Here is a 19,018-nt window from a genome sequence, read left to right as displayed (position 1 = left end):
CGGGGATAAATCCTTACACCCGTTCGGTGCCGCGCTTGCCGAACAGCCCGTTCGGCATGAAGAGGAGGACGGCAAGGATGATGACGAAGGCCACCGCATCCTTGTAGGCCGACGAGATGTAGCCGGCGCCCAGCGCCTCGGCGATGCCGACGATCAGCCCGCCGGCAACGGCGCCCGGCCCGTGGCCGAGCCCGCCCAGAACCGCGGCGGTGAAGCCCTTCAGCCCCAGCATGATGCCCATCTCGGTGTAGGAGAAGGTGATGGGGGCCACCACCGCCCCGCCGACCGCACCCAACGCCGCCGACAGCGCGAAGGACGCCAGCACCACCCGCTTCACGTCGATGCCGACCAGCTGTGCGGCCAAGCGGTTGTGCGAGGTGGCGAGGATCGCCTTGCCGGTCAGCGTCCTGGCGAAGAACAGGCCGATGGCGACGATCAGCACGCCCGCGGTGCCCACCACCCACAGCGACTGCGGCTGCATCGAGGCGCCCATGATCTGGATCGGCGTCTCGCCCGAGAAGGCATCCAGCCGCTTGAAGTCCTTGCCCCAGACCAGCTCGGCGACGCCGCGCAGGAAGATCGACGCGCCGATGGTGATGATGATCAGCGTGACGGTGGAGGCGTTGCGGGCACGTTCGACCGCGAATTTCGCCACCAGGACGCCGACCAGCATGGCGCCGCCGCAGCCGATCATGATCGCCAGCGGCAGCGGCACGCCCGACGCGGTCAGGGTGGCCGACGCCATGCCGCCGATCATGATGAACTCGCCCTGGGCGAAATTGATGACGTGGCTGGCGTTGTAGATGATCGAGAAGCCGAGCCCCGCCAGCGCATAGATCGCGCCGATGGTCAGCCCCGACAGCAGATATTGCAGCAGTTCCGCGAACATCGTTTGGGTTTCCGCTTCGCAGGCCCCCTCCCCGACCCTCCCCCACCTGCGGTGGGAGAGGGTGCCTCACGGGAAAGCGGCGGCAGTCCCCTCTCCCACCACAGGTGGGGGAGGGTTAGGGAGGGGGCATCGTTGCGTGGGGATGAGAAAGGGAGGCAGTCCTCCTCACTTCACCAGCGCCCAATCACCCTGCTTCACCTCCACCATGTGGAAGGCGTCCAGCGTCAGGCCCATGTGGTCCTTGGCGCTCATGGTCACGGTGCCGCCGGTGCCGACATAGCCCTTGGTCTGCTCGATGGCGTCGCGCAGCTTGGCCTTGTCGGTGCCGCCGGCGCGCTTCACCGCGTCCAGCGCGATCATCAGCCCGTCATAGGCATGGCCGGCGAAGGTCGAGACCTCCGAGCTGAAGCTGTCCTCGTAGACCTTGGTGAACTCGGTCACCACCTTCTTCTGCGGGTCGCTGTCGGCCAGCTGTGCTGCGACGACCAGACCGGCGGCCGGCAGGCGCACACCCTCGGCGGCACCGCCGGCCAGACGGATGTATTCCTTCGACGCGACACCGTGCGACTGGTAGAGCGGCAGCGAGATGCCAAGCTGGCGGTAGTTCTTGGTCACCACCGCCGGCCCCTGGCCCAGGCCGAACACCAGCACCGCCTGCGCGGCCGCGTTGTTCTTGACCTTGGTCAGCTGGGCGGTGACGTCGGTGTCCTTGGCGCCGTAGGTCTCGTCGGCGACCAGTTCGATCCCGCGCTCCTTGGCGACGGCGACGGTCTGCTCGCGGCCCGACTTGCCGAAGCCGCTGTCCTCCGACAGCAGCGCCAGCTTGGTCAGCCCGCGCTTCTTCATGTCCTCCATCACCTTTTCCGCCGCCATGCGGTCGGTGTGGGGGGTCTTGAACACCCACTTCTTCACCGGCTCGACGATCACCACGGCGCCGGCCAGCGAGATGAAGGGCACGCCGGCGCGCTCCACCAGCGGCACCGCCGCCATGGTCGCCGCGGTCGTGGTGCCGCCGACGATCACGTCGACGCCGTCGCTCTCGATCAGCCGCTTGGTGAAGGAGGCCGCCTTGTCCGCGGCCCCGCCATCGTCATAGACGGTCAGCTGCACCGGCCGGCCGCCGACGCCGCCCGCCTGGTTGATGCGGTCGGCATACAGCTCCAGCACCTTCTTCTCCGGATCGCCGAGGAAGGAGGCCGGACCGGTGGCCGAGACGATGGCGCCGACCTTGATCGGGTCCGCGGCCTGGGCGGCCCCCGGCGTCAGACCGGACACGGCGGTCATGGCCGTCATGGCGGTGAAGGCGATGGTGGCAAGCAGGCGATTGCGCATGATGTCCTCCCTGATGCTGTCCCGCTTGTCGCCGGACCGGGCGGCGGCCCGATCCCGGCGCTGCGGAACGATTTGTCCCACATAATGTTTCAAACGAAATGGTTTCGAAAGAAAAATTTCGGCGGGCGCAACCACAATCGAATTGCGGATGTTGCCGCCTGCCTCCCCTTTTCTTTGCGATCCCTCCGGTCTGGCGGCGGGAAACCGTCATTTCGTTTTATGACACAAATTTACTTTGCGACGCCAAGCTAGTGTATCACATTAATGATTGTCAAACGGAAAGTCCGGGTTGCCTCCTATCGGCGGCGGCCCTGCTTTCCGCCTCCCGGCCCGCGCTGTCGTGGCACTGGCCCAACCGGCCCCGGGTTTCGTATACAACTCCGTCGCCCCCCGCTTCGACACACGATTCAAAGCCGCATCGATAAGGACGCCCCCTCCGCATGGCCCGCCCGCGCCGCCCCGAAGACCTCGCCGCCCAGCTGACCGAGACCATCGCGCCGCGGGCGAAGTCGCTGATCATCACCGTCTATGGCGACGCGGTTCTGCCGCATGGCGGATCGCTGTGGCTGGGCAGCCTGATCGAGCTGATGGGCCTGTTCGGCATGAGCGAGCGGATCGTCCGCACCTCGGTCTTCCGGCTGTGCAAGGATGACTGGCTGACCAACACCCAGATCGGCCGGCGCAGCTTCTACCGCGTCACCGAGAGCGGGAAGGAACGCTTCGCGGCGGCCGAACGGCGGATTTACGCGCCGTTGGCCCGCGAATGGGACCGCGGCTGGGACCTGCTGATGGTGCCGCCCAACGCGCTGGATGCCGAGACGCGCGACGCCTTGCGTCGGGAGTTGACCTGGCAGGGCTTCGGCGCCGCATCGGCCACCGTCTACGCCCATCCCAACTGCGACGAGGCGGCGATGCACCGTTCGCTGGCGGAGTTGGGCGTGGCCGACAGGATCGTCCACATGAAGGCCAGCCTGGACCGGGCGGAGGGGTTCGGGGCGTTGCGCGATCTGGTGCGCGGCTGCTGGGACATCGATCAGCTCGAACACGACTATGCCGCGTTTCTGGATCACTTCCGTCCGGTCTGGGCGGCGGTCGATGCCGCGGAGGCGCCCGACCCGGCCGCCTGCTTCGTCCTGCGCACGCTGATGATCCACGATTTCCGCCGCATCCTGCTGCGCGACCCGATGCTGCCGCCCGACCTGTTGCCGGCGGACTGGCCGGGACAGGAATCGCGGATGCTAACGCGCAACCTCTACCGCCGCCTCGCCGGCCCGTCGGAAGCCTTCCTGATGCAGGCGGCGACCACCGCCAACGGCCCCCTGCCCGACGCCCAGCCCGCCTTCCACGGCCGGTTCGGCGGGCTGGAGACCATTGCCGCCGGCTAATATAAGTATTCCCGGATCGGGCGGTTTCCGCGTCCTGAGGGCAGTCACACCAAAACACCACACGTCAGGCCCAGAAAAAGGCGATACAGTCGACGATCGTCCCCAATCGACCGAAGGCTGGAAAGCTGTCGATGCTGACCATCGTCTACCGCAGCGAGGCCATCGACCGGCTTCCCTACAGTGCGCTTGCCGACATCTGTCTGTTCAGCGCCCGCAAGAACTCTGAACAGGGCATTACCGGCTTCCTGGTCGAGTTCGGAGGCATCTTCCTCCAGGTTCTGGAAGGCGAAGCGGAGGCGGTGGACCAACTGTTCGCCCGCATCGTCGACGACCCGCGCCATCGCGACGTGACGCCGCTGCTGCGGGAGACCGCGGGCGGGGCCCCCGAATTCGGTTTCTGGGCGATGAATTTCGGCCCGCTCGACACGCCGACCTTCTGGCAGGCGATCTTCGGCACTCCGATGCGGAGCGAGGAATTCCGGCAACGGTCGCACGGGGTCGGCTTCGCGCGCGATGTGCTGAGCCGCGCCTACATGCACGCCTGCATCGTCGCCGATGTCGACCCCGCCGCCCGCGACATGGTGCGCGGCAACATTCCCGTCCTCGTCCGGTCCTGAACACGGCCCTGCCCACCGGGAATCCCGATACCCGCGCTGAGATTTTCGTTGGCTGAACGAACGAATTGATCTGGATCAATTCGTCGCTTTTCCACATTTATGTTTTTTAAATCAATGAATTACATGGGCGTTTCTCCCGATTCAAAGCGATACACATATCGTTGATAGGCCAGTTTTTTTGTGTCATATAAAGACCACAGGGCGCCGATGGAAATGTGAGCGCCCGCGGAATGCTCCCGGAGGAAACGCCCCCATGTCCAAGGACTACACCCCCATCGCCAACACGATGGAGCTGCCCCCCGCCACGCCGCAGCCGAACGTCTACCCGCTGTCCTGGGTGTCGCAGACCAAGAAGCTGGAAGAGGTCTATGCCGCCGCCCAGCGCGAGAACTGGGACCCGGCCAAGCTGCCCTGGGACAGCTTCGATGTGTCGCGCTACAGCTGGGAGGAGCGGGAGGCCATCGCCTATTGGTGGACCATCCTGTCGGTGTTCGACGCCTCCGCCCCGCCGGTCTTCGCCCATGCCCTGATCAAGACCTACGAGGTGCATGAGGAGGACCCCGTCCGCCGCTGCTTCTTCTCGGTCACCCGCGACGAGCAGAACCACGAGCAGATGTGCGGCCTCGCCATCACCAAGCTTCTTGAGGCCACCAGCCCGCTGACTTACGAGCCGAAGACGGATCTCGGCCGCCGGTTGCAGAAGAACGCCCACTGGCTCTACTACAATGGCGGGCGCTATTGGGACGGCTACAAGAAGGCGGTTCCGAAATACTCGCTGGCCGTGCTGTTCAGCTCCTTCCTGATGGGCGAGATCGCAGCGGCGACCATCTTCCATCAGATGGCGGCCGGTTGCAGCGAGCCGGTGTTCAAGGAGGCCTTCCGCAACATCGGCCGCGACGAGGGCCGCCACATGGCGATCTGCATGTCGGTGATGGAGCGCGACTATCCCCATCTGGCGATGGAGGACCGGTCGATCATCACCAAGCAGATCCGCGCCGGCTACCTGTTCCTGTCCGCCGTCCTGTTCGAACCGCCGCCCCAGTTCTGGGACCTGCCCGACGACTTCATCGCCACCCAGCGCGAGGCCGAGGCCATCGCCCGCAACGCCGGCTTCCACATCCCGGATTACGAGGCGAAGAAGGAGAACTGGCGCAACGCCATGCTGAACCTGAAGGGCGTGCTGGACCGCTACAACATCCCGTTCCCGGCCATCCCCGAGGTCGGCATCACCGGCGAGGAAGTCCGGGATGTCGACATGGACGAGATCATCCCGGTGTTCTGAGCAAGCCTGCCTGAACTCTCCTATCCCCCCTCCCTGCCCTTCTTCGAGGGTCAGGGAGAGGGCATCACGTCTCCAATCCCGCCCAAGGATCCCGCCGGTGAGCCGCATCCGCCTCCACCCCTCCGGCCGCACGGTCGAGTGCCGTGACGGCGAGACCGTCCTGTCGGCGCTGGAACAGGCCGGCTACGCCCTGCCCAACAACTGCCGCGCCGGCGCCTGCGGCGAATGCAAGGTCAAGGTCCTCAGCGGCCAGTTCGACCAGGGCATGGTCCTGGACATGGCGCTGTCCCAGCCCGAGCGGAAGGACGGTTATGGCCTGATGTGCATGGCCAAGCCGATCTCCGACGAGCTGGTGATCGAATACGGCACCGCCGACGCCCAGCCCAAGCTGTTCCCGCCGCGCGAGAACGTGCTGTTCATCGTCACCGACCGCATCCCGCGCACGCCGCGCATCGTGGAGCTGCGCCTGCGCCCGCTGGGCCAGCCGCTGCGCTACTGGCCGGGCCAGTATGTGATGCTGGGCGATGCGTCGGCCGGGGCGCCGCCGCGCTGCTATTCCATCGCCAACGCGCCCCGTCCGGACGGCGAGATCGTGCTGCAGGTGACCCGCGTCGACGGCGGCCCGACCAGCGGCTGGATCCACGACACGCTGACGGTCGGCAGCATGGTCAAGCTGTCCGGCCCCTACGGCACCTTCATCGGCGACCCGTCGGTGGACAGCCCGGTGCTGTGCATGGCCGCCGGCTCCGGCCTCGCCCCCATCCTGGCGCTGACCGACGCGGCACTGCGCCGCGGCTACCGCCCGCCGGTGACGCTGCTGTTCTCCGCCTGCACGCGGGCCGACGTGTATGAGCTGGGCCTGCTGAGCTACTGGCAGGCCAAATACCGCAACTTCAAGGTCAAGGTGACCCTGACGCGGGAGGAGGCCGCCGGCCATCTGACGGGCCGCATCCCCGCGATCCTACCCAGCCTGTTCCCCGACCTGTCCGGCCACGCCATCTTCACCGCCGGCAGCCCCGCTTTCGTCGAGTCCTGCGTCGCCGCCGCCCGCGCGCTGGGCGCCAGGGACGACCAGCTCCACAGCGAAGGCTATGTCTCGCAACACATTCCGGAAACGCTGCCGGCCGACCGGCTGATGGCGGTGGGATAACGGGAAACAGGCACCTCAGGCCTTGCGGACACCGGCGATGAAGCCGTCGATCTCACGGGTCAGATCCTTCGACTGGCCGGCAAGCGCGGCGGCGGCAGCGAGCAACTGGTCGGCGGCCGCACCGGTTTCGCCGGCACCCGCCCGGATGTTGCCCATGCCGCCGCTGACCTCCTGCGCCCCATCGGCCGCCCGGATCACGCTGCGGGCGATCTCCTGGGTCGCCGCCGCCTGCTGATCCACCGCCGCGGCGATCCCCGACGCGATTCGGCTGACCTGGGCGATGGTCTCGTTGATGCCATGGACGGCGGTCACCGCCTCCTGCGTCGCATCGCGGATGCCCTTGATCTGGGCGACGATGTCTTCAGTCGCCTTGGCGGTCTGGTTGGCGAGGCCCTTGACCTCCGACGCCACGACGGCGAAGCCCTTGCCTGCCTCACCGGCGCGTGCCGCCTCGATGGTCGCGTTCAGCGCCAGCAGGTTGGTCTGGCCGGCGATGGAGTTGATCAGTTCCACCACGGCGCCGATCCGTTCGGCGCTCTCCGCCAGAACGGTGACCGCCTCGTCGGCCCGCTTCACGTCGGACACCGCGGCATCGGCGATGCGGGCGGAGTCCGCCACCTGCCGGCCGATGTCCTGGACCGAGGCGGACAATTCCTCCGTCGCCGCGGCGGCGGTCTGCACGCTGTCGGCGGCAGCGCTGGCGGAGGCGGCCACCTGCTCCGACCGGCCCAGGCTCTGGTCGGCGATGCCGGTCAGGGCGCGGGCGGTCGATTCGAGTTGCTGGGCGGACGAGGCCAGCGCCCCGGTCAGGCCGCCGACGCGGACCTCAAAGCTCTTCTGCAAATCGGCCAGGGCCGCGACGCGGGCCTCCTTGGCATGCCAGTCGGCCTGCTGCTGGCGGTCGAGTTCCTTCGCCCGGACCAGCCCCTCCTTGAACACCTCGACGGCGCGGGCCATGCCGCCGGCCTCGTCGTCGCGGTCGGCACCCGGCACCGTCACCGCCAGATCGCCGGCCGCCAGCCGGTCCATGGCGACAGTGACGGCGCTGACCGGCCGGGCGATGCCGTCGCCGACCTTCCAGGCCACCACGCATCCCAGCGCGACGCAGCCAAGGCTGACCAGCACGATCAGGACGGCGAGCCGGTTCGCGTCCGCCATCACGCTGGATTGCGGCGCCGCCACCATGAAGGACCAGGCCCCCTCCGCGCCGGAGAAGCGCACCGGCGCCAGCCGCAGGTAATGCGGCGCCCCGGCAAGCATGACGAGGCCGTCGAAGGCGCGCCCCTCGGCGACGGCACGGCGGGCGGCCTCCGGCAGGTCGTCGGCGGTCTTCGACAGCCTGCCGCCGTCGGGATGGGCGACATAGAGGCCGGAGCCGGTCAGCACCGCGGCGAAACCGTCGCCATAGGGCTTCACCGAGCGGACAAGGTCGGTCAGGCCGCTCAGCGCCATGTCGACCCCGGTGACGCCGATCACCCGCCCCCCACCTGCCGTCCCGTCGATCACCGGGGCCGCGGCGCTGGTCATCAGCCGCTTGGTGAAGTCGTCGAGATAGGGCTCGGTCAGGACCGGCTTTCGAGCGGCGGCGGCCGACTTGTAATATTCCTTCTCCTGCACGTCGGAGAAGGGATAGCCCTCGCTGTCGTCGGCATGGACCCCCTTGTCCCCCGGCAGCCACAGCAGGCTCATCCGGCCGGTCTTGGGCAGCCCGAGAATCTCGGTCGAGCGGTCATGGTCGGCGAACGCCGCATCCCGGCCGTCGAACCCGTCGTCGGCCATGTCCACCCACACCCCGGCATAGAGCGGGTTGGCGTCCGCCACACGGGCCAGGTAACGGTTCACCGTTTCGCGCCGCGGGGTTCCGGTGGACCGTTCGACCTCCACGAGGGCCGCGGCGGCACGGGCGGCGTCGAGTGCCGCGGACAGGTCGGCGGCGACCCGCGCCCCATGGCGGTCCGCCATCTCGGCCGCCAGGGTCTGGGCGGCCTTGTGCCCGGCGTCGCGCGACAGGGTGAGCGACACCGCCGTCACCGCGGCGGCGCCCGCCGCCAGAACCGCCGCCACGCCGATGATGATCTTCGTCCTGAACCGAGCCTTCATGCCGCACGCCTTCTTCCGGTCCGCCAGATGTTCCGGGCCAAATGTTCCGGAATGAACGGTAAGGCGGTGCCAAATAGGGGTAAGGGGCGGCACCTTATAATCGATAACGGTCGGAAGGCACGTCAATTCTCATGATTGAACGACTGACGGATCAACCTCGGGACGGCTTCCGGACCGGGCGCGGTGCCTGGGCGATCGAGCGGCCGATATTGCTGCAACTGCGAAAAAAGAGCGCCGACGGAGCAGAAAAGCTCCGCCGGCACCGTATACACAACCAGAAATAAGATGGAGCACCGGCACTGACGCCGTCCCTTACGGCCCCTCGTACCGCACCACCTGCTGGTCGATGGCGCCGAACACGCTGGCGCCGGCGGCGTCGAACAGTTCGATCCGCACCCGGTCGCCGAAGCGCATGAAGGGTGTCTTCGGCGCACCGTGCTCGATGGTTTCGATCATCCGAAGCTCGGCAAGGCAGGAATAGCCGACGCCACCGGCATCGACCGGCTTGCCGGGACCGCCGTCCAGCTTGTTCGACACCGTGCCCGAGCCGACGATGCTGCCGGCCGCCAGATGGCGGGTCTTGGCGGCATGCGCGATCAGCGTCGGGAAGTCGAAGGTCATGTCGACGCCGGCATCCGGCTTGCCGAAGGGCTCGCCGTTCAGCGTCGTCACCAGCGGGCGGTGCAGCTTGGCACCGTCCCAGGACTCGCCCAGCTCGTCCGGCGTCACCGCGACGGGGGAGAAGCTGGAGGCCGGTTTGGACTGGAAGAAGCCGAAACCCTTGCCAAGCTCCGCCGGGATCAGGTTGCGCAAGCTGACGTCGTTGACCAGCATCAGCAGCCTGATCTGCCCGCGCGCCGCCTCGGCCGAAACGCCCATCGGCACGTCGCCGGTGATGACGGCGATCTCCGCCTCGAAATCGATGCCCCAGGCTTCGGTCGCCGCCGGGATCGGGTCGGTCGGCGCCAGGAAGCTGTCGGAACAGCCCTGATACATCAGCGGGTCGGTCCAGAAGCTGGGCGGCATCTCCGCCCCCCGCGCCTTGCGGACCAGTTCCACATGGTTGACGTAGGCCGACCCGTCCGCCCACTGGTAGGCGCGCGGCAGCGGCGAGGCCGCCAGCGCCGGGTCGAAGGGCCGGCCGGAGGACGGATTGGCGTTCAGCGCGCGATAGGCCTCCTCCAGCTTCGGCGCCAGCGCCGTCCAGTCGTCCAGCACCGCCTGCAATGTGCGGGCGATTTCCGGCACCGGGACGGCGCGGGTCAGGTCGCGCGACACCACGACCAGGGTACCGTCGCGCCCGCCCGCCTTCAAACTTGCCAGCTTCATTCGTCTCTTCCCTTCCTCGGAATTCAGCGTCCGGCGGCCTTACGGCCGCTCATTTCGCCTTCCAGCTGTCGGCGTAGCCGCCCCATTCGACGCCTTCCATCGCCTGATAGACGTCGAGCGGATCGCGGGTGTCGATCATCACCGCGACCTCGTCGGTCTCCTTGCGCTCGAACTTCTGCGCCACCTCGTAGGCCTTCGGGTGCGGCCCGTGCGGGAAGCCCGAAGGGTGATAGGTGACCATGCCGGGATGGATGTTGTCGCGCGAGAAGAACTGGCCGCGGTGATAGAACAGCACCTCGTCGAAATCCTCGTTCGAGTGATAGTAGGGCAGCTTCAGCGCCTCCGGGTCCGACTCGATGGGCCGCGGCACGAAGGTGCAGACGATGAAGCGGGAGGATATCCAGGTGCTGTGCGCCGAGGGCGGCAGATGGTAGCGGTGGCTCATCAGCGGCCGGATGTCGCGCCAGTTCAGCCGCACCGGGGCGAGGTCGCCATGCCAGCCCACCGCGTCCAGCGGGTTGAACGGATAGGTCATGGCGCAGATCTGTCCGCGCTTCTTCACCCGGACCAGGGTTTCGCGCTCGTTCTTCTGCGCCTGGAAGGCGTCGTCCAGCGCCGGCACGTCCAGCACCGCCGGATCGAAGATGGCATGGGTGCCGACCAGCCCCTTGTGCGGCAGCTGGTAGGCGTCGTTGGTGGCCTCCACCATCAGCACCATCACCGCCTCGTCCGTCTCCAGCCGCCAGCAGGTGTTGCGCGGCAGCACGACATAATCACCCTCGCGCACCTCGAGATGGCCATAGTCGCAGAACAGGTGGCCGCCGCCCTGATGGAAGAACAGCAGGTCGTCGCCGTCGGCGTTGCGGACCAGATGCTCCATCCTGCCCTTGAAGCGCCACAGCCGCACCTGGGTCGCCCCGTTGCCCATCAGGGCCGGCGCCTCCAGCGGGCAGCCGGGCATGGCGTCGACATGGTTCAGGTCGAAGGCGCGCGGGCGCAGCGGCCCGTCGAAGCTGGTCCAGCCGGTCGGCGGGTGGGCATGGTGCATCTGGGTCGCCGGGCCGAAGAAGCCCTCGCGCCCCATCTCGCGCTCGTAGGTGCCGGCGGGAAGCCGGACATGGGCCTGACGCGACGCGGTGCCCTCGACCTTCGGAAACGAAATCCAGTTCTTCATGGCGCTTCCCCACTCAATGCCGCCGGGCGTTTCCGCATCGGGCGCCGGCAGGCTTGTTCCGTTGCCGCCATTTTAGTTTCGTTTGAAACTGTTGCAAGAGCCAAATTACAGCGCAGGATGGGGACCCGCGACCCTCCCTACAGACGATGCGCCACCGATGCCGCCTGCCCGCCGTTCCCGCACCGCCTCCCCCAGCCCCGCATCCGGCCAGACGGATTTGCCAGCGCTGCATCTGACGCGCTTCCTGCCCTACCGGCTGTCGGTGCTGGCCAACACGGTCAGCCACACGCTGGCCAAGCTGTACGAGAAGCGGTTCGGCATCACGATCCCGGAATGGCGGATCATCGCCGTGCTGGGCGGCGGCGAGACGATGAGCGCAGGCGAGATCGCCCAGCGCACGGCGATGGACAAGGTGCAGGTCAGTCGCGCCATCAGCCGCATGCTGGATTCGGCGCTGATCCTGCGCGAATCGGGCGACACCGACCGGCGCAAGGCCCTGCTGACCCTGACGCCCAAGGCGCTGGCGATCTATGCGGAGATCGTGCCGATGGCGCTGACCTACGAGGAAGAGGTCACCGACGCCCTGTCGATCGACGAGCGGGCGCAGCTCGACACGCTGCTGTCGAAGCTCCAGGCCCGCGCCGACCAGCTCGCCACCCGACCGGCGCCGGCCGGCGCGCAGGCGGAGACGGCGGGCGAGTAAGGGAGCCGCTCAGGCCCCCTTCACCTTGTGCAGCGGCTGGCTGGTGCCGGCATCGACGCGGCCGCGGCCGGGCTCCTCCGCCTCCAAGGGCGCACAGGCGACCATGGTGGCGAGCGAGCGGCGGGCGAGGCGCTGGTATTCCTCCGTCCCCTCCGACTTCCAGGCGACCTCGTCGGGACGCAATTCGCGCATCACCTTGGCCGGCAGGCCGGCAACCAGCGTGCGCGGCGGCACGACGAAGCCGGCCTTGACGAAGGCCATGGCAGCGACGATGGACTCCTCGCCGATCTCCGCCCCGTCCATCACCACCACATTCATGCCCACCAGCGCATTGCGGCGGACGATGCAGCCGTGCAGCACCGCGCCATGGCCGACATGGCCGTCCTCCTCGACGATGGCGTCATGGCCGGGGAAGGCGTGGATCGTGCAGTTGTCCTGAACGTTGCTGCCCCGGCGCAGGACGATCCGGCCGAAATCGCCGCGCAGGCTGGCGCAGGGACCGACATAGCAGCCGGGCCCGACGACCACGTCGCCGATCAGCACGGTGGAGGGATGGACGAAGGCGGTCGGGTCGATGACGGGGATCACGCCGTCGATGGCATAGACGGTCGGGCGCGGCAAGGTCGGAAAGGCGGTCGGGGCGGTCATGAGCGGGCGTTCCTCGGTGTCGCTGTTCGGCTGTCTGCGGCCGATCTTTTGCCGCAAGGCTACACCGCCCCACGCTGTACGCGATACTGATTTTCCGTCATAGTGAGCATGTCTGTATCGCTTCACCGACTGCCTTGCCGGGAGCGATGCCGGGGCTTGATTGGTATCAAATGAAACTGTATCGTTGGCAACAATAACAATCCGCCAACGCGTCCTGTCATGGTTTCCGGGGGAGGAAACGCCCAATGCACGCGACCTTCAGCTATCCGAAATACAGCTTCACACCCTCCGACGAACAGCGCACCGGCAGCGTCCGGCGCCATCCGGTGGTGATCGTCGGCGCCGGCCCGGTTGGGCTGACCGCGGCACTCGACTTCGCGCGCAAGGGCGTGCTGGTGGTGGTGCTGGATGCAGAGGACACCGTCAGCGTCGGCAGCCGCGCCGTCTGCTATGCCAAGCGCGCGCTGGAGGTGTGGGACCGGCTGGGCGTCGGCCAGCGCATGATCGACAAGGGTGTCGTGTGGAAGATCGGCAAGGTCTTCAACGGCGACCGCATGGTCTACCAGTTCGACCTGCTGCCGGAACCGGACCACAAGATTCCCGCCTTCATCAACCTCCAGCAATATTACCTGGAGGATTTCCTGGTCGCGCAAGCCCGCAGGAGCGAGCTGATCGACCTGCGCTGGCTCTCCCGCGTCATCTCCGCCAAACAGGAGGCCGACCATGTCGTGCTTCAGGTCGAGACGCCCGACGGCGTCCATGCGGTCGAGGCCGGCTGGGTCATCGCCTGCGACGGCGCCAAGTCGTCGGTGCGCAAGATGCTGGGGCTGGAGTTCCAGGGCGAAGTGTTCAAGGACCGTTTCCTGATCGCCGACGTGGTGATGAAGGCCGATTTCCCGGCGGAGCGCTGGTTCTGGTTCGACCCGCCCTTCCACCGCAAGCAGTCGGCCCTGCTGCACATGCAGCCCGACAATGTCTGGCGCCTGGATTTCCAGCTGGGCTGGGATGCCGACCCGGAGGAGGAGAAGAAACCGGAGCGCGTCATCCCGCGCGTCCAGGCGATGCTGGGCGCCGACACGCCGTTCGAGCTGGAATGGGTGTCGGTCTACACCTTCCAGTGCCGCCGGCTGGAGCAATTCCGCCACGGCCGCATCCTGTTCGCCGGCGACAGCGCCCATCAGGTCTCGCCCTTCGGTGCCCGCGGCGCCAACAGCGGCGTGCCCGACGCCGACAATCTGGTGTGGAAGCTGGCGCTGGTGCTGGACGGCAAGGCGCCGGAGTCGCTGCTGGACAGCTACAGCGACGAACGGGTGGCGGCGGCGAAGGAGAATATCCTGAACTCCACCCGCTCCACCGACTTCATCACGCCGAAGAGCGAGATGAGCCGCGTCTTCCGCGACGCCGTGCTGGAACTGGCGGTCGACCAGCCCTTCGCCCGTTCGCTGGTCAATTCCGGCCGCCTGTCGACCCCCACCACCTACACGGACAGCCCGCTGAACACGCCGGACAGCGACAGCTTCGCCGGCAGGATGGTGCCGGGCGCCCCCGCCACCGACGCGCCGGTGGAGCGTGACGGCCTGTCCGGCTGGCTGATGGAGGCGCTGGACGGCCGCTTCACCGTGCTCTACGCCGCAGGTGACGGGCCGGTCCCGGCAGAGGTGGCGGAGGCGTTGGACGGTCTTGCCGCCGGGCCGCTGCCGCTGGCCTGGCACGCGGTGACCGACCGCCGCCGCGGCATCGCCGGGGAGCTGGTGGACAGCGCCGGCCGGCTGCGCGAGCGCTATGACCTGACCCCCGGCAGCGTCTATCTGATCCGCCCCGACCAGCACATCGCCGCCCGCTCGCGCCGTTTCGACGCCGCGGCGCTGTCCGCCGCGCTGGACCACGCGGTCGGCTGCTGATTCCCCGCTATTTCCGGAGCCCTTCCCATGGCCAAACTGATGACCGAGCAGCGCTTCGCCAGCCCGGACGACGTCTACCAGCTGCTGATCGACAGCCACCGCGACCTGACGCCCGAGCAGAGCACCCGCCTGAACGCCAAGCTGATCCTGCTGCTCGCCAACCATATCGGCGACGGGGAGGTTCTCGCCGAGGCGCTGCGCGCGGCGCGGCAGGGGATGGAGTAGAGGGAAAGGTCAGGGAGGGGGCATCCGTCAGCCGCCCCTTCCCTTTCACCTCCCCGCTGACGCCAAGTCCAAGATGGCGTACAAAGGCGCAAGAGCCCTTCCCTTGCGGAGACTGCGCCAGCCCATGATTCCCGCCATGACCCTGCGCCGCCTGTTCGCCCTGCTCTTCCTGCTGCTGTGTTGCGGCCCCGCCCTGGCCGAAGGTCTGACGCAGACGGCACTGCCGATCCCGGCGCGCTTCTCCGACGGCACATCCGCTACGCTGGAGGCGATGCTGCTGCGGCCGGACGGGCCCGGCCCCTACCCCATCGCCATCCTCAGCCACGGCACGCCACGCGACGCGGCGGAGCGGGCGCAGATGACGCCGTTGCGCTACCTGCCGGAAGCACGCGAGTTCGCGCGGCGCGGCTGGGCGGTGGTGGCGGTGATGCGGCGCGGCTATGGCGGGTCGGACGGCCCCTACAGCGAAACGACCGGCCCCTGCAACAACCCGGACTATCTGCGCTCCGCCCGCCAGAGCGCCGAGGATCTGCGACAGGCCATCCGTTATGTGGCAGCGCAACCCTTCGCTGACGCCAGCCGCATCCTGGCGGTGGGCGTGTCGGCCGGCGGGCTTGCCAGCATCGCGCTCAGCGCCGATCCGCCGCCGGGACTGAAGGCGGTCATCAGCTTCGCCGGCGGCCGCGGTTCCGTTGCCGACAATCAGGTCTGCCAGGAGGACCGGCTGGTCGGTGCCTTCGGCACGATGGGCCGCACGTCGCGCGTTCCCACCCTGTGGATCTATGCCGAGAACGATCTGTTCTTCGGCCCCGACCTCGCCCGGCGCCTGTGGGAGGCCTTCACCCAGGCGGGCGGACAGGCTGAGTTCGTCGCCGCACCGCCGAATGGCAAGGACGGGCATTTCTTCTTCAGCGCCGCCGTCCCGCAATGGACGCCGATGGTCGACCGCTTCCTGACGAAGACCGGGCTGACTCCGCGCGGCACGCCTATCATGGTCTCGCTGCCGGCCCTCCCGCCGCCGCCGGAACTGTCGGCCGCCAACCGGGCCAAGTTCCCCGCCTATGTCGAAGCCGGCGGCAACAAGGCCTTCGCCGTCTCGCCCGACGGCGCCTTCGGCTGGAAGTCCGGCCTGCGCAGCCTGGATGAGGCGCAGAAGGGTGCCTTGGAAAACTGCATGTCGCACACCCAGAAGGGCTGCCGCATCGCCTATCTCAACGACCGGCCGGCCGGCGGTGCCGCCGACATGGCGGCTGCCGCCCCAATGGCCGCCCCGATGGCTGTCGCGCCGGACGGGCCGCGCGGCACGCGCGTCAGGCTGGAGCCGCCGCCGGAACTGTCCGCCACCGGACGCGAGAAGTTCGATGCCTATGTTTCTGCGGCCGGACGCAAGGCCTTCGCCGTGTCGCAGGACGGCGCCTTCGGCTGGAAGTCCGGTATGCCGAGCGAGGATGCCGCCCGCCGCGCCGCGCTCGACAACTGCGCCAAATTCACCCGCCACACCTGCTATGTCGTCATCGTCGACGACCGGCCGCTGCGCTGAGGCGCCAGCCTCGTCACCGCAAATGAAAAGGCCCGTCCGGCATCCCGGACGGGCCTTTTTCACAACGTCACCACGGGTCAGCGCGGAGCCAGCACCATGACCATCTGACGGCCTTCGAGCTTCGGCATCTGCTCGACCTTCGCCAGCGCCTCCAGCTCGTCGCGGACGCGGACCAGCACATTCATACCCAGATCCTGGTGCGCCATTTCACGGCCGCGGAAACGCAGGGTCACCTTGACCTTGTCGCCTTCCTCAAGGAAACGGCGCGCCGAGCGCATCTTCACGTCATAGTCGTTGTCATCGATGTTCGGCCGGAGCTTGATCTCCTTGACTTCGATGATCTTCTGCTTCTTGCGGGCCTCGTTCGCCTTCTTCTGCGCCTCGTACTTGAACCTGCCATAGTCGAGGATTTTGCAGACGGGCGGTTCCGCCTGGGGTGCGATCTCGACCAGATCGAGACCGGCATCCTCGGCAGCCAGCAAAGCATCGCGCAACGACACCACCCCGATCATCTCGCCATCTGCACCGACGAGACGGACGGAACGAGCCGAGATCTCCCGGTTAACCCGCGGGCCATCGCGGGTCGGGGCGGCTTCGGACGGAATCCTGGCTATGGACGCTTCTCCATGGTCTGAAACCACGTGGAAGCCGGCCGTCCAGAGGAGCGGCCGGCGGCGTCACGCGGTCGGTTAAAACGGCGAATCGGTCACGGTCTCGCCGGCCGGCGATCTCGCTTCCTCCAACAGTTTAGCAACCGCCGCATCGAGGGCAAGAATTTCCTGATCCTTGCCACCCAGCACGCGGAGCGCGACCGTCCGCTCTTCCGCCTCACGCTTTCCGACAACCAGCATGAGCGGCACCTTCTGCAGGCTGTGCTCACGGACCTTGAGGTTGATCTTCTCGTTGCGGGTGTCGAGTTCGACGCGCAGGCCCTTGCGCTTCAACAGCTTGGCCACTTCCTCGGCATAGCCGTCGGCCTCGCTGGTGATGGTGGCGACGGTCACCTGGACCGGCGACAGCCACAGCGGGAACTTGCCGGCGTAATGCTCGATCAGCATGCCGATGAAGCGCTCCATCGACCCCAGGATCGCGCGATGCAGCATGATCGGACGATGGCGGGCGCCATCCTCACCGATGTAGCTGGCATCGAGTCGTTCCGGCAGGTTCGGATCGTACTGCAAGGTGCCGCACTGCCAGGTCCGGCCGATGGCGTCGGTCAGGTGGAACTCCACCTTCGGGCCGTAGAAGGCACCCTCGCCGGGCAGTTCCTCATACTCCAGCCCGGCGTCGCGCAGAGCCTGGGCCAGCGCGCCTTCGGCCCGGTCCCACAGCTCGTCGGCGCCGGTGCGGACATCCGGACGCAGAGCCAGCTTCACCGAGATCTTGTCGAAGCCCAGGTCCTTGTAGACGCCGAGCTGCAGCTTGAAATACTCGGCCGCCTCGCTCTGCACCTGATCCTCGGTGCAGAAGATGTGGGCGTCGTCCTGGGTGAAGGCGCGCACGCGCATGATGCCGTGCAGCGCCCCCGACGGCTCGTTGCGGTGACAGGCGCCGAACTCCGCCATGCGGATCGGCAGGTCGCGGTAGGAGCGCAGGCCGTGGCGGAAGATCTGGACATGGCCCGGGCAGTTCATCGGCTTGATGCCCAGCAGCTTCTCGCCGCCGTCGGCCTCCACCTTGAACATGTTGTCGCCATACATGTCCCAGTGGCCCGACGCCTTGAACAGCGAGCTGTCGATCAGCTGCGGCGTCTTCACCTCGACATAGCCGGCGGACTTCAGCTTGGTGCGGATGTAGTTTTCCAGCGTCTGGTAGAGCGTCCAGCCCTTCGGATGCCAGAAGACCGAGCCGACCGCCTCTTCCTGGACATGGAACAGGTCGAGTTCCTTGCCCAGCTTGCGGTGGTCGCGCTTCTCCGCCTCCTCGATCTGGTGCAGGTAGGCCTTCAGTTCCTTCTCGTCGCGCCAGGCGGTGCCGTAGATGCGCTGGAGCATCGGGTTGCGGCTGTCGCCGCGCCAGTAGGCGCCGGCCACCTTCATCAGCTTGAAGCCCTGGCCGACCTTGCCGGTCGTCATGGCGTGGGGCCCGCGGCACAAATCCAGCCAGTCGCCTTGGCGGTAGATCGACACCGGCTCGCCCTGCGGGATCGCCTCGATCAGCTCGGCCTTGTAATGCTCGCCAAGCTTCTTGAAGTAGGCGACCGCCTCGTCGCGGTCCCAGACCTCGCGGACGATGGGGATGTCGGCCCCGACGATCTCGCGCATCTTCGCCTCGATCTTCTCCAGATCCTCGGGCGTGAACGGCTCGTCGCGCGCGAAGTCATAGTAGAAGCCGGTGGCGATCGACGGGCCGATGGTGACCTGCGTGCCGGGATAGAGCTTCTGCACCGCGTCGGCCAGCACATGGGCGGCGTCGTGGCGGATGACCTCGAGAGCGTCGCCGTGGTTGCGCGTGACGATCTCGATCTTGGCGTTGGTAGTGACGGTGGTGGTGAGGTCCTTCACCGTGCCGTCGATCTTGACGGCAAGCGCATCTTTGGCCAGGCGCGAACCGATGGACTGGGCAATCTCGAGCCCCGTCACCGGCCGGTCGAACTCCCGCACGCTGCCGTCGGGCAGCGTGATGGCGATGTTGGACGTCACCGAAGTCACCATTTACTAGTGTTGGTCTCACCCGCATCGGGTGCCCGGACTTGGCCGGGAACGCGAAATTTCCATCGCCGCGTGGGGGAATGTCAAGCGCG

16 protein-coding genes are annotated in these 19,018 nt (G+C 67.4%); 8 read left to right on the top strand and 8 right to left on the bottom strand.

From position 1 onward, the window contains the following. Positions 1-13: 13 nt before the first annotated feature. Complete coding sequence (locus ABNQ40_RS18970; protein ID WP_109048007.1) at positions 14-889, bottom strand: branched-chain amino acid ABC transporter permease; 876 nt, start codon at positions 887-889, stop codon at positions 14-16. Between the two features lie 165 nt (positions 890-1,054). Further along, entirely contained in the window at positions 1,055-2,221 is a 1,167-nt protein-coding gene (locus ABNQ40_RS18965) for an ABC transporter substrate-binding protein (RefSeq protein WP_109490721.1), read from the bottom strand. Between the two features lie 440 nt (positions 2,222-2,661). Here ABNQ40_RS18965 and paaX point away from each other — a divergent pair, with 440 nt between their 5' ends. From paaX to ABNQ40_RS18945, 4 genes are all read left to right on the top strand, one after another. After that, positions 2,662-3,606: a phenylacetic acid degradation operon negative regulatory protein PaaX gene (paaX, locus tag ABNQ40_RS18960; protein WP_109048008.1), complete on the top strand. Its 945-nt coding sequence runs from the start codon at positions 2,662-2,664 to the stop codon at positions 3,604-3,606. 131 nt (positions 3,607-3,737) lie between these two features. Next, positions 3,738-4,223 (top strand): BLUF domain-containing protein, encoded by a 486-nt coding sequence (locus ABNQ40_RS18955; RefSeq protein ID WP_199235237.1) that lies wholly within the window; start codon positions 3,738-3,740, stop codon positions 4,221-4,223. Between the two features lie 253 nt (positions 4,224-4,476). After that, a complete protein-coding gene (locus ABNQ40_RS18950; protein WP_109048009.1) occupies positions 4,477-5,505 on the top strand; it encodes a diiron oxygenase in 1,029 nt (342 codons plus the stop codon). A gap of 97 nt (positions 5,506-5,602) precedes the next feature. Continuing rightward, entirely contained in the window at positions 5,603-6,655 is a 1,053-nt protein-coding gene (locus ABNQ40_RS18945) for a 2Fe-2S iron-sulfur cluster-binding protein (protein WP_109048010.1), read from the top strand. A gap of 15 nt (positions 6,656-6,670) precedes the next feature. Here the strand turns inward: ABNQ40_RS18945 and ABNQ40_RS18940 are convergent, their stop codons facing one another. From ABNQ40_RS18940 to ABNQ40_RS18930, 3 genes are all read right to left on the bottom strand, one after another. Further along, the gene (locus ABNQ40_RS18940) at positions 6,671-8,755 is read right to left on the bottom strand and encodes a methyl-accepting chemotaxis protein (RefSeq protein ID WP_109048011.1); all 2,085 of its coding nucleotides are present in this window, start codon (positions 8,753-8,755) and stop codon (positions 6,671-6,673) included. Between the two features lie 312 nt (positions 8,756-9,067). After that, positions 9,068-10,084, bottom strand: a complete 1,017-nt coding sequence (locus ABNQ40_RS18935; protein ID WP_109048012.1) for a fumarylacetoacetate hydrolase family protein — start codon at positions 10,082-10,084, stop codon at positions 9,068-9,070. A 49-nt stretch (positions 10,085-10,133) separates the two neighbouring features. Continuing rightward, positions 10,134-11,258 (bottom strand): homogentisate 1,2-dioxygenase, encoded by a 1,125-nt coding sequence (locus ABNQ40_RS18930; protein WP_109048013.1) that lies wholly within the window; start codon positions 11,256-11,258, stop codon positions 10,134-10,136. A gap of 157 nt (positions 11,259-11,415) precedes the next feature. Between ABNQ40_RS18930 and ABNQ40_RS18925 the strand changes: the two genes are divergently transcribed. Next, a complete protein-coding gene (locus ABNQ40_RS18925) occupies positions 11,416-11,961 on the top strand; it encodes a MarR family winged helix-turn-helix transcriptional regulator (RefSeq protein WP_109048014.1) in 546 nt (181 codons plus the stop codon). 9 nt (positions 11,962-11,970) lie between these two features. Here the strand turns inward: ABNQ40_RS18925 and ABNQ40_RS18920 are convergent, their stop codons facing one another. Next, complete coding sequence (locus ABNQ40_RS18920; protein ID WP_109490722.1) at positions 11,971-12,609, bottom strand: transferase hexapeptide repeat family protein; 639 nt, start codon at positions 12,607-12,609, stop codon at positions 11,971-11,973. A 245-nt stretch (positions 12,610-12,854) separates the two neighbouring features. Between ABNQ40_RS18920 and ABNQ40_RS18915 the strand changes: the two genes are divergently transcribed. From ABNQ40_RS18915 to ABNQ40_RS18905, 3 genes are all read left to right on the top strand, one after another. Further along, a complete protein-coding gene (locus ABNQ40_RS18915; protein ID WP_109048015.1) occupies positions 12,855-14,510 on the top strand; it encodes an FAD-dependent oxidoreductase in 1,656 nt (551 codons plus the stop codon). Positions 14,511-14,537: 27 nt separating this feature from the next. Beyond that, positions 14,538-14,735, top strand: coding sequence for a DUF2783 domain-containing protein (locus ABNQ40_RS18910; protein WP_109048016.1), 198 nt, complete (start codon positions 14,538-14,540; stop codon positions 14,733-14,735). Between the two features lie 124 nt (positions 14,736-14,859). Further along, positions 14,860-16,275: a CocE/NonD family hydrolase gene (locus tag ABNQ40_RS18905; protein ID WP_391348559.1), complete on the top strand. Its 1,416-nt coding sequence runs from the start codon at positions 14,860-14,862 to the stop codon at positions 16,273-16,275. Between the two features lie 77 nt (positions 16,276-16,352). On the opposite strand, the gene infC is transcribed toward ABNQ40_RS18905, so the two are convergent. Together infC and thrS are read right to left on the bottom strand one after the other, a co-directional pair. Then, a complete protein-coding gene (infC, locus tag ABNQ40_RS18900) occupies positions 16,353-16,916 on the bottom strand; it encodes a translation initiation factor IF-3 (protein WP_376957331.1) in 564 nt (187 codons plus the stop codon). Positions 16,917-16,964: 48 nt separating this feature from the next. Further along, entirely contained in the window at positions 16,965-18,929 is a 1,965-nt protein-coding gene (thrS, locus tag ABNQ40_RS18895; RefSeq protein WP_109048017.1) for a threonine--tRNA ligase, read from the bottom strand. Between the last annotated feature and the right edge of the window lie 89 nt (positions 18,930-19,018).

The organism is Azospirillum sp. A23 (assembly GCF_042938965.1).
GTDB lineage: Bacteria > Pseudomonadota > Alphaproteobacteria > Azospirillales > Azospirillaceae > Azospirillum > Azospirillum melinis.
Note: the sequence above shows the minus strand (reverse complement) of the source record. Positions and strands in the feature narration are given on the sequence as shown.

What these genes read in the sequence shown, in the direction of transcription:
- thrS (WP_109048017.1), bottom strand. Translation starts at nt 18,929, where the DNA reads ATGGTGACTTCGGTGACGTCCAACATCGCCATCACGCTGCCCGACGGC.
- ABNQ40_RS18950 (WP_109048009.1), top strand. Translation starts at nt 4,477, where the DNA reads ATGTCCAAGGACTACACCCCCATCGCCAACACGATGGAGCTGCCCCCC.
- ABNQ40_RS18905 (WP_391348559.1), top strand. Translation starts at nt 14,860, where the DNA reads ATGATTCCCGCCATGACCCTGCGCCGCCTGTTCGCCCTGCTCTTCCTG.
- ABNQ40_RS18920 (WP_109490722.1), bottom strand. Translation starts at nt 12,609, where the DNA reads ATGACCGCCCCGACCGCCTTTCCGACCTTGCCGCGCCCGACCGTCTAT.
- ABNQ40_RS18915 (WP_109048015.1), top strand. Translation starts at nt 12,855, where the DNA reads ATGCACGCGACCTTCAGCTATCCGAAATACAGCTTCACACCCTCCGAC.
- ABNQ40_RS18940 (WP_109048011.1), bottom strand. Translation starts at nt 8,755, where the DNA reads ATGAAGGCTCGGTTCAGGACGAAGATCATCATCGGCGTGGCGGCGGTT.
- ABNQ40_RS18910 (WP_109048016.1), top strand. Translation starts at nt 14,538, where the DNA reads ATGGCCAAACTGATGACCGAGCAGCGCTTCGCCAGCCCGGACGACGTC.
- ABNQ40_RS18970 (WP_109048007.1), bottom strand. Translation starts at nt 889, where the DNA reads ATGTTCGCGGAACTGCTGCAATATCTGCTGTCGGGGCTGACCATCGGC.
- ABNQ40_RS18925 (WP_109048014.1), top strand. Translation starts at nt 11,416, where the DNA reads ATGCCGCCTGCCCGCCGTTCCCGCACCGCCTCCCCCAGCCCCGCATCC.
- ABNQ40_RS18955 (WP_199235237.1), top strand. Translation starts at nt 3,738, where the DNA reads ATGCTGACCATCGTCTACCGCAGCGAGGCCATCGACCGGCTTCCCTAC.
- ABNQ40_RS18935 (WP_109048012.1), bottom strand. Translation starts at nt 10,084, where the DNA reads ATGAAGCTGGCAAGTTTGAAGGCGGGCGGGCGCGACGGTACCCTGGTC.
- ABNQ40_RS18965 (WP_109490721.1), bottom strand. Translation starts at nt 2,221, where the DNA reads ATGCGCAATCGCCTGCTTGCCACCATCGCCTTCACCGCCATGACGGCC.
- paaX (WP_109048008.1), top strand. Translation starts at nt 2,662, where the DNA reads ATGGCCCGCCCGCGCCGCCCCGAAGACCTCGCCGCCCAGCTGACCGAG.
- ABNQ40_RS18930 (WP_109048013.1), bottom strand. Translation starts at nt 11,258, where the DNA reads ATGAAGAACTGGATTTCGTTTCCGAAGGTCGAGGGCACCGCGTCGCGT.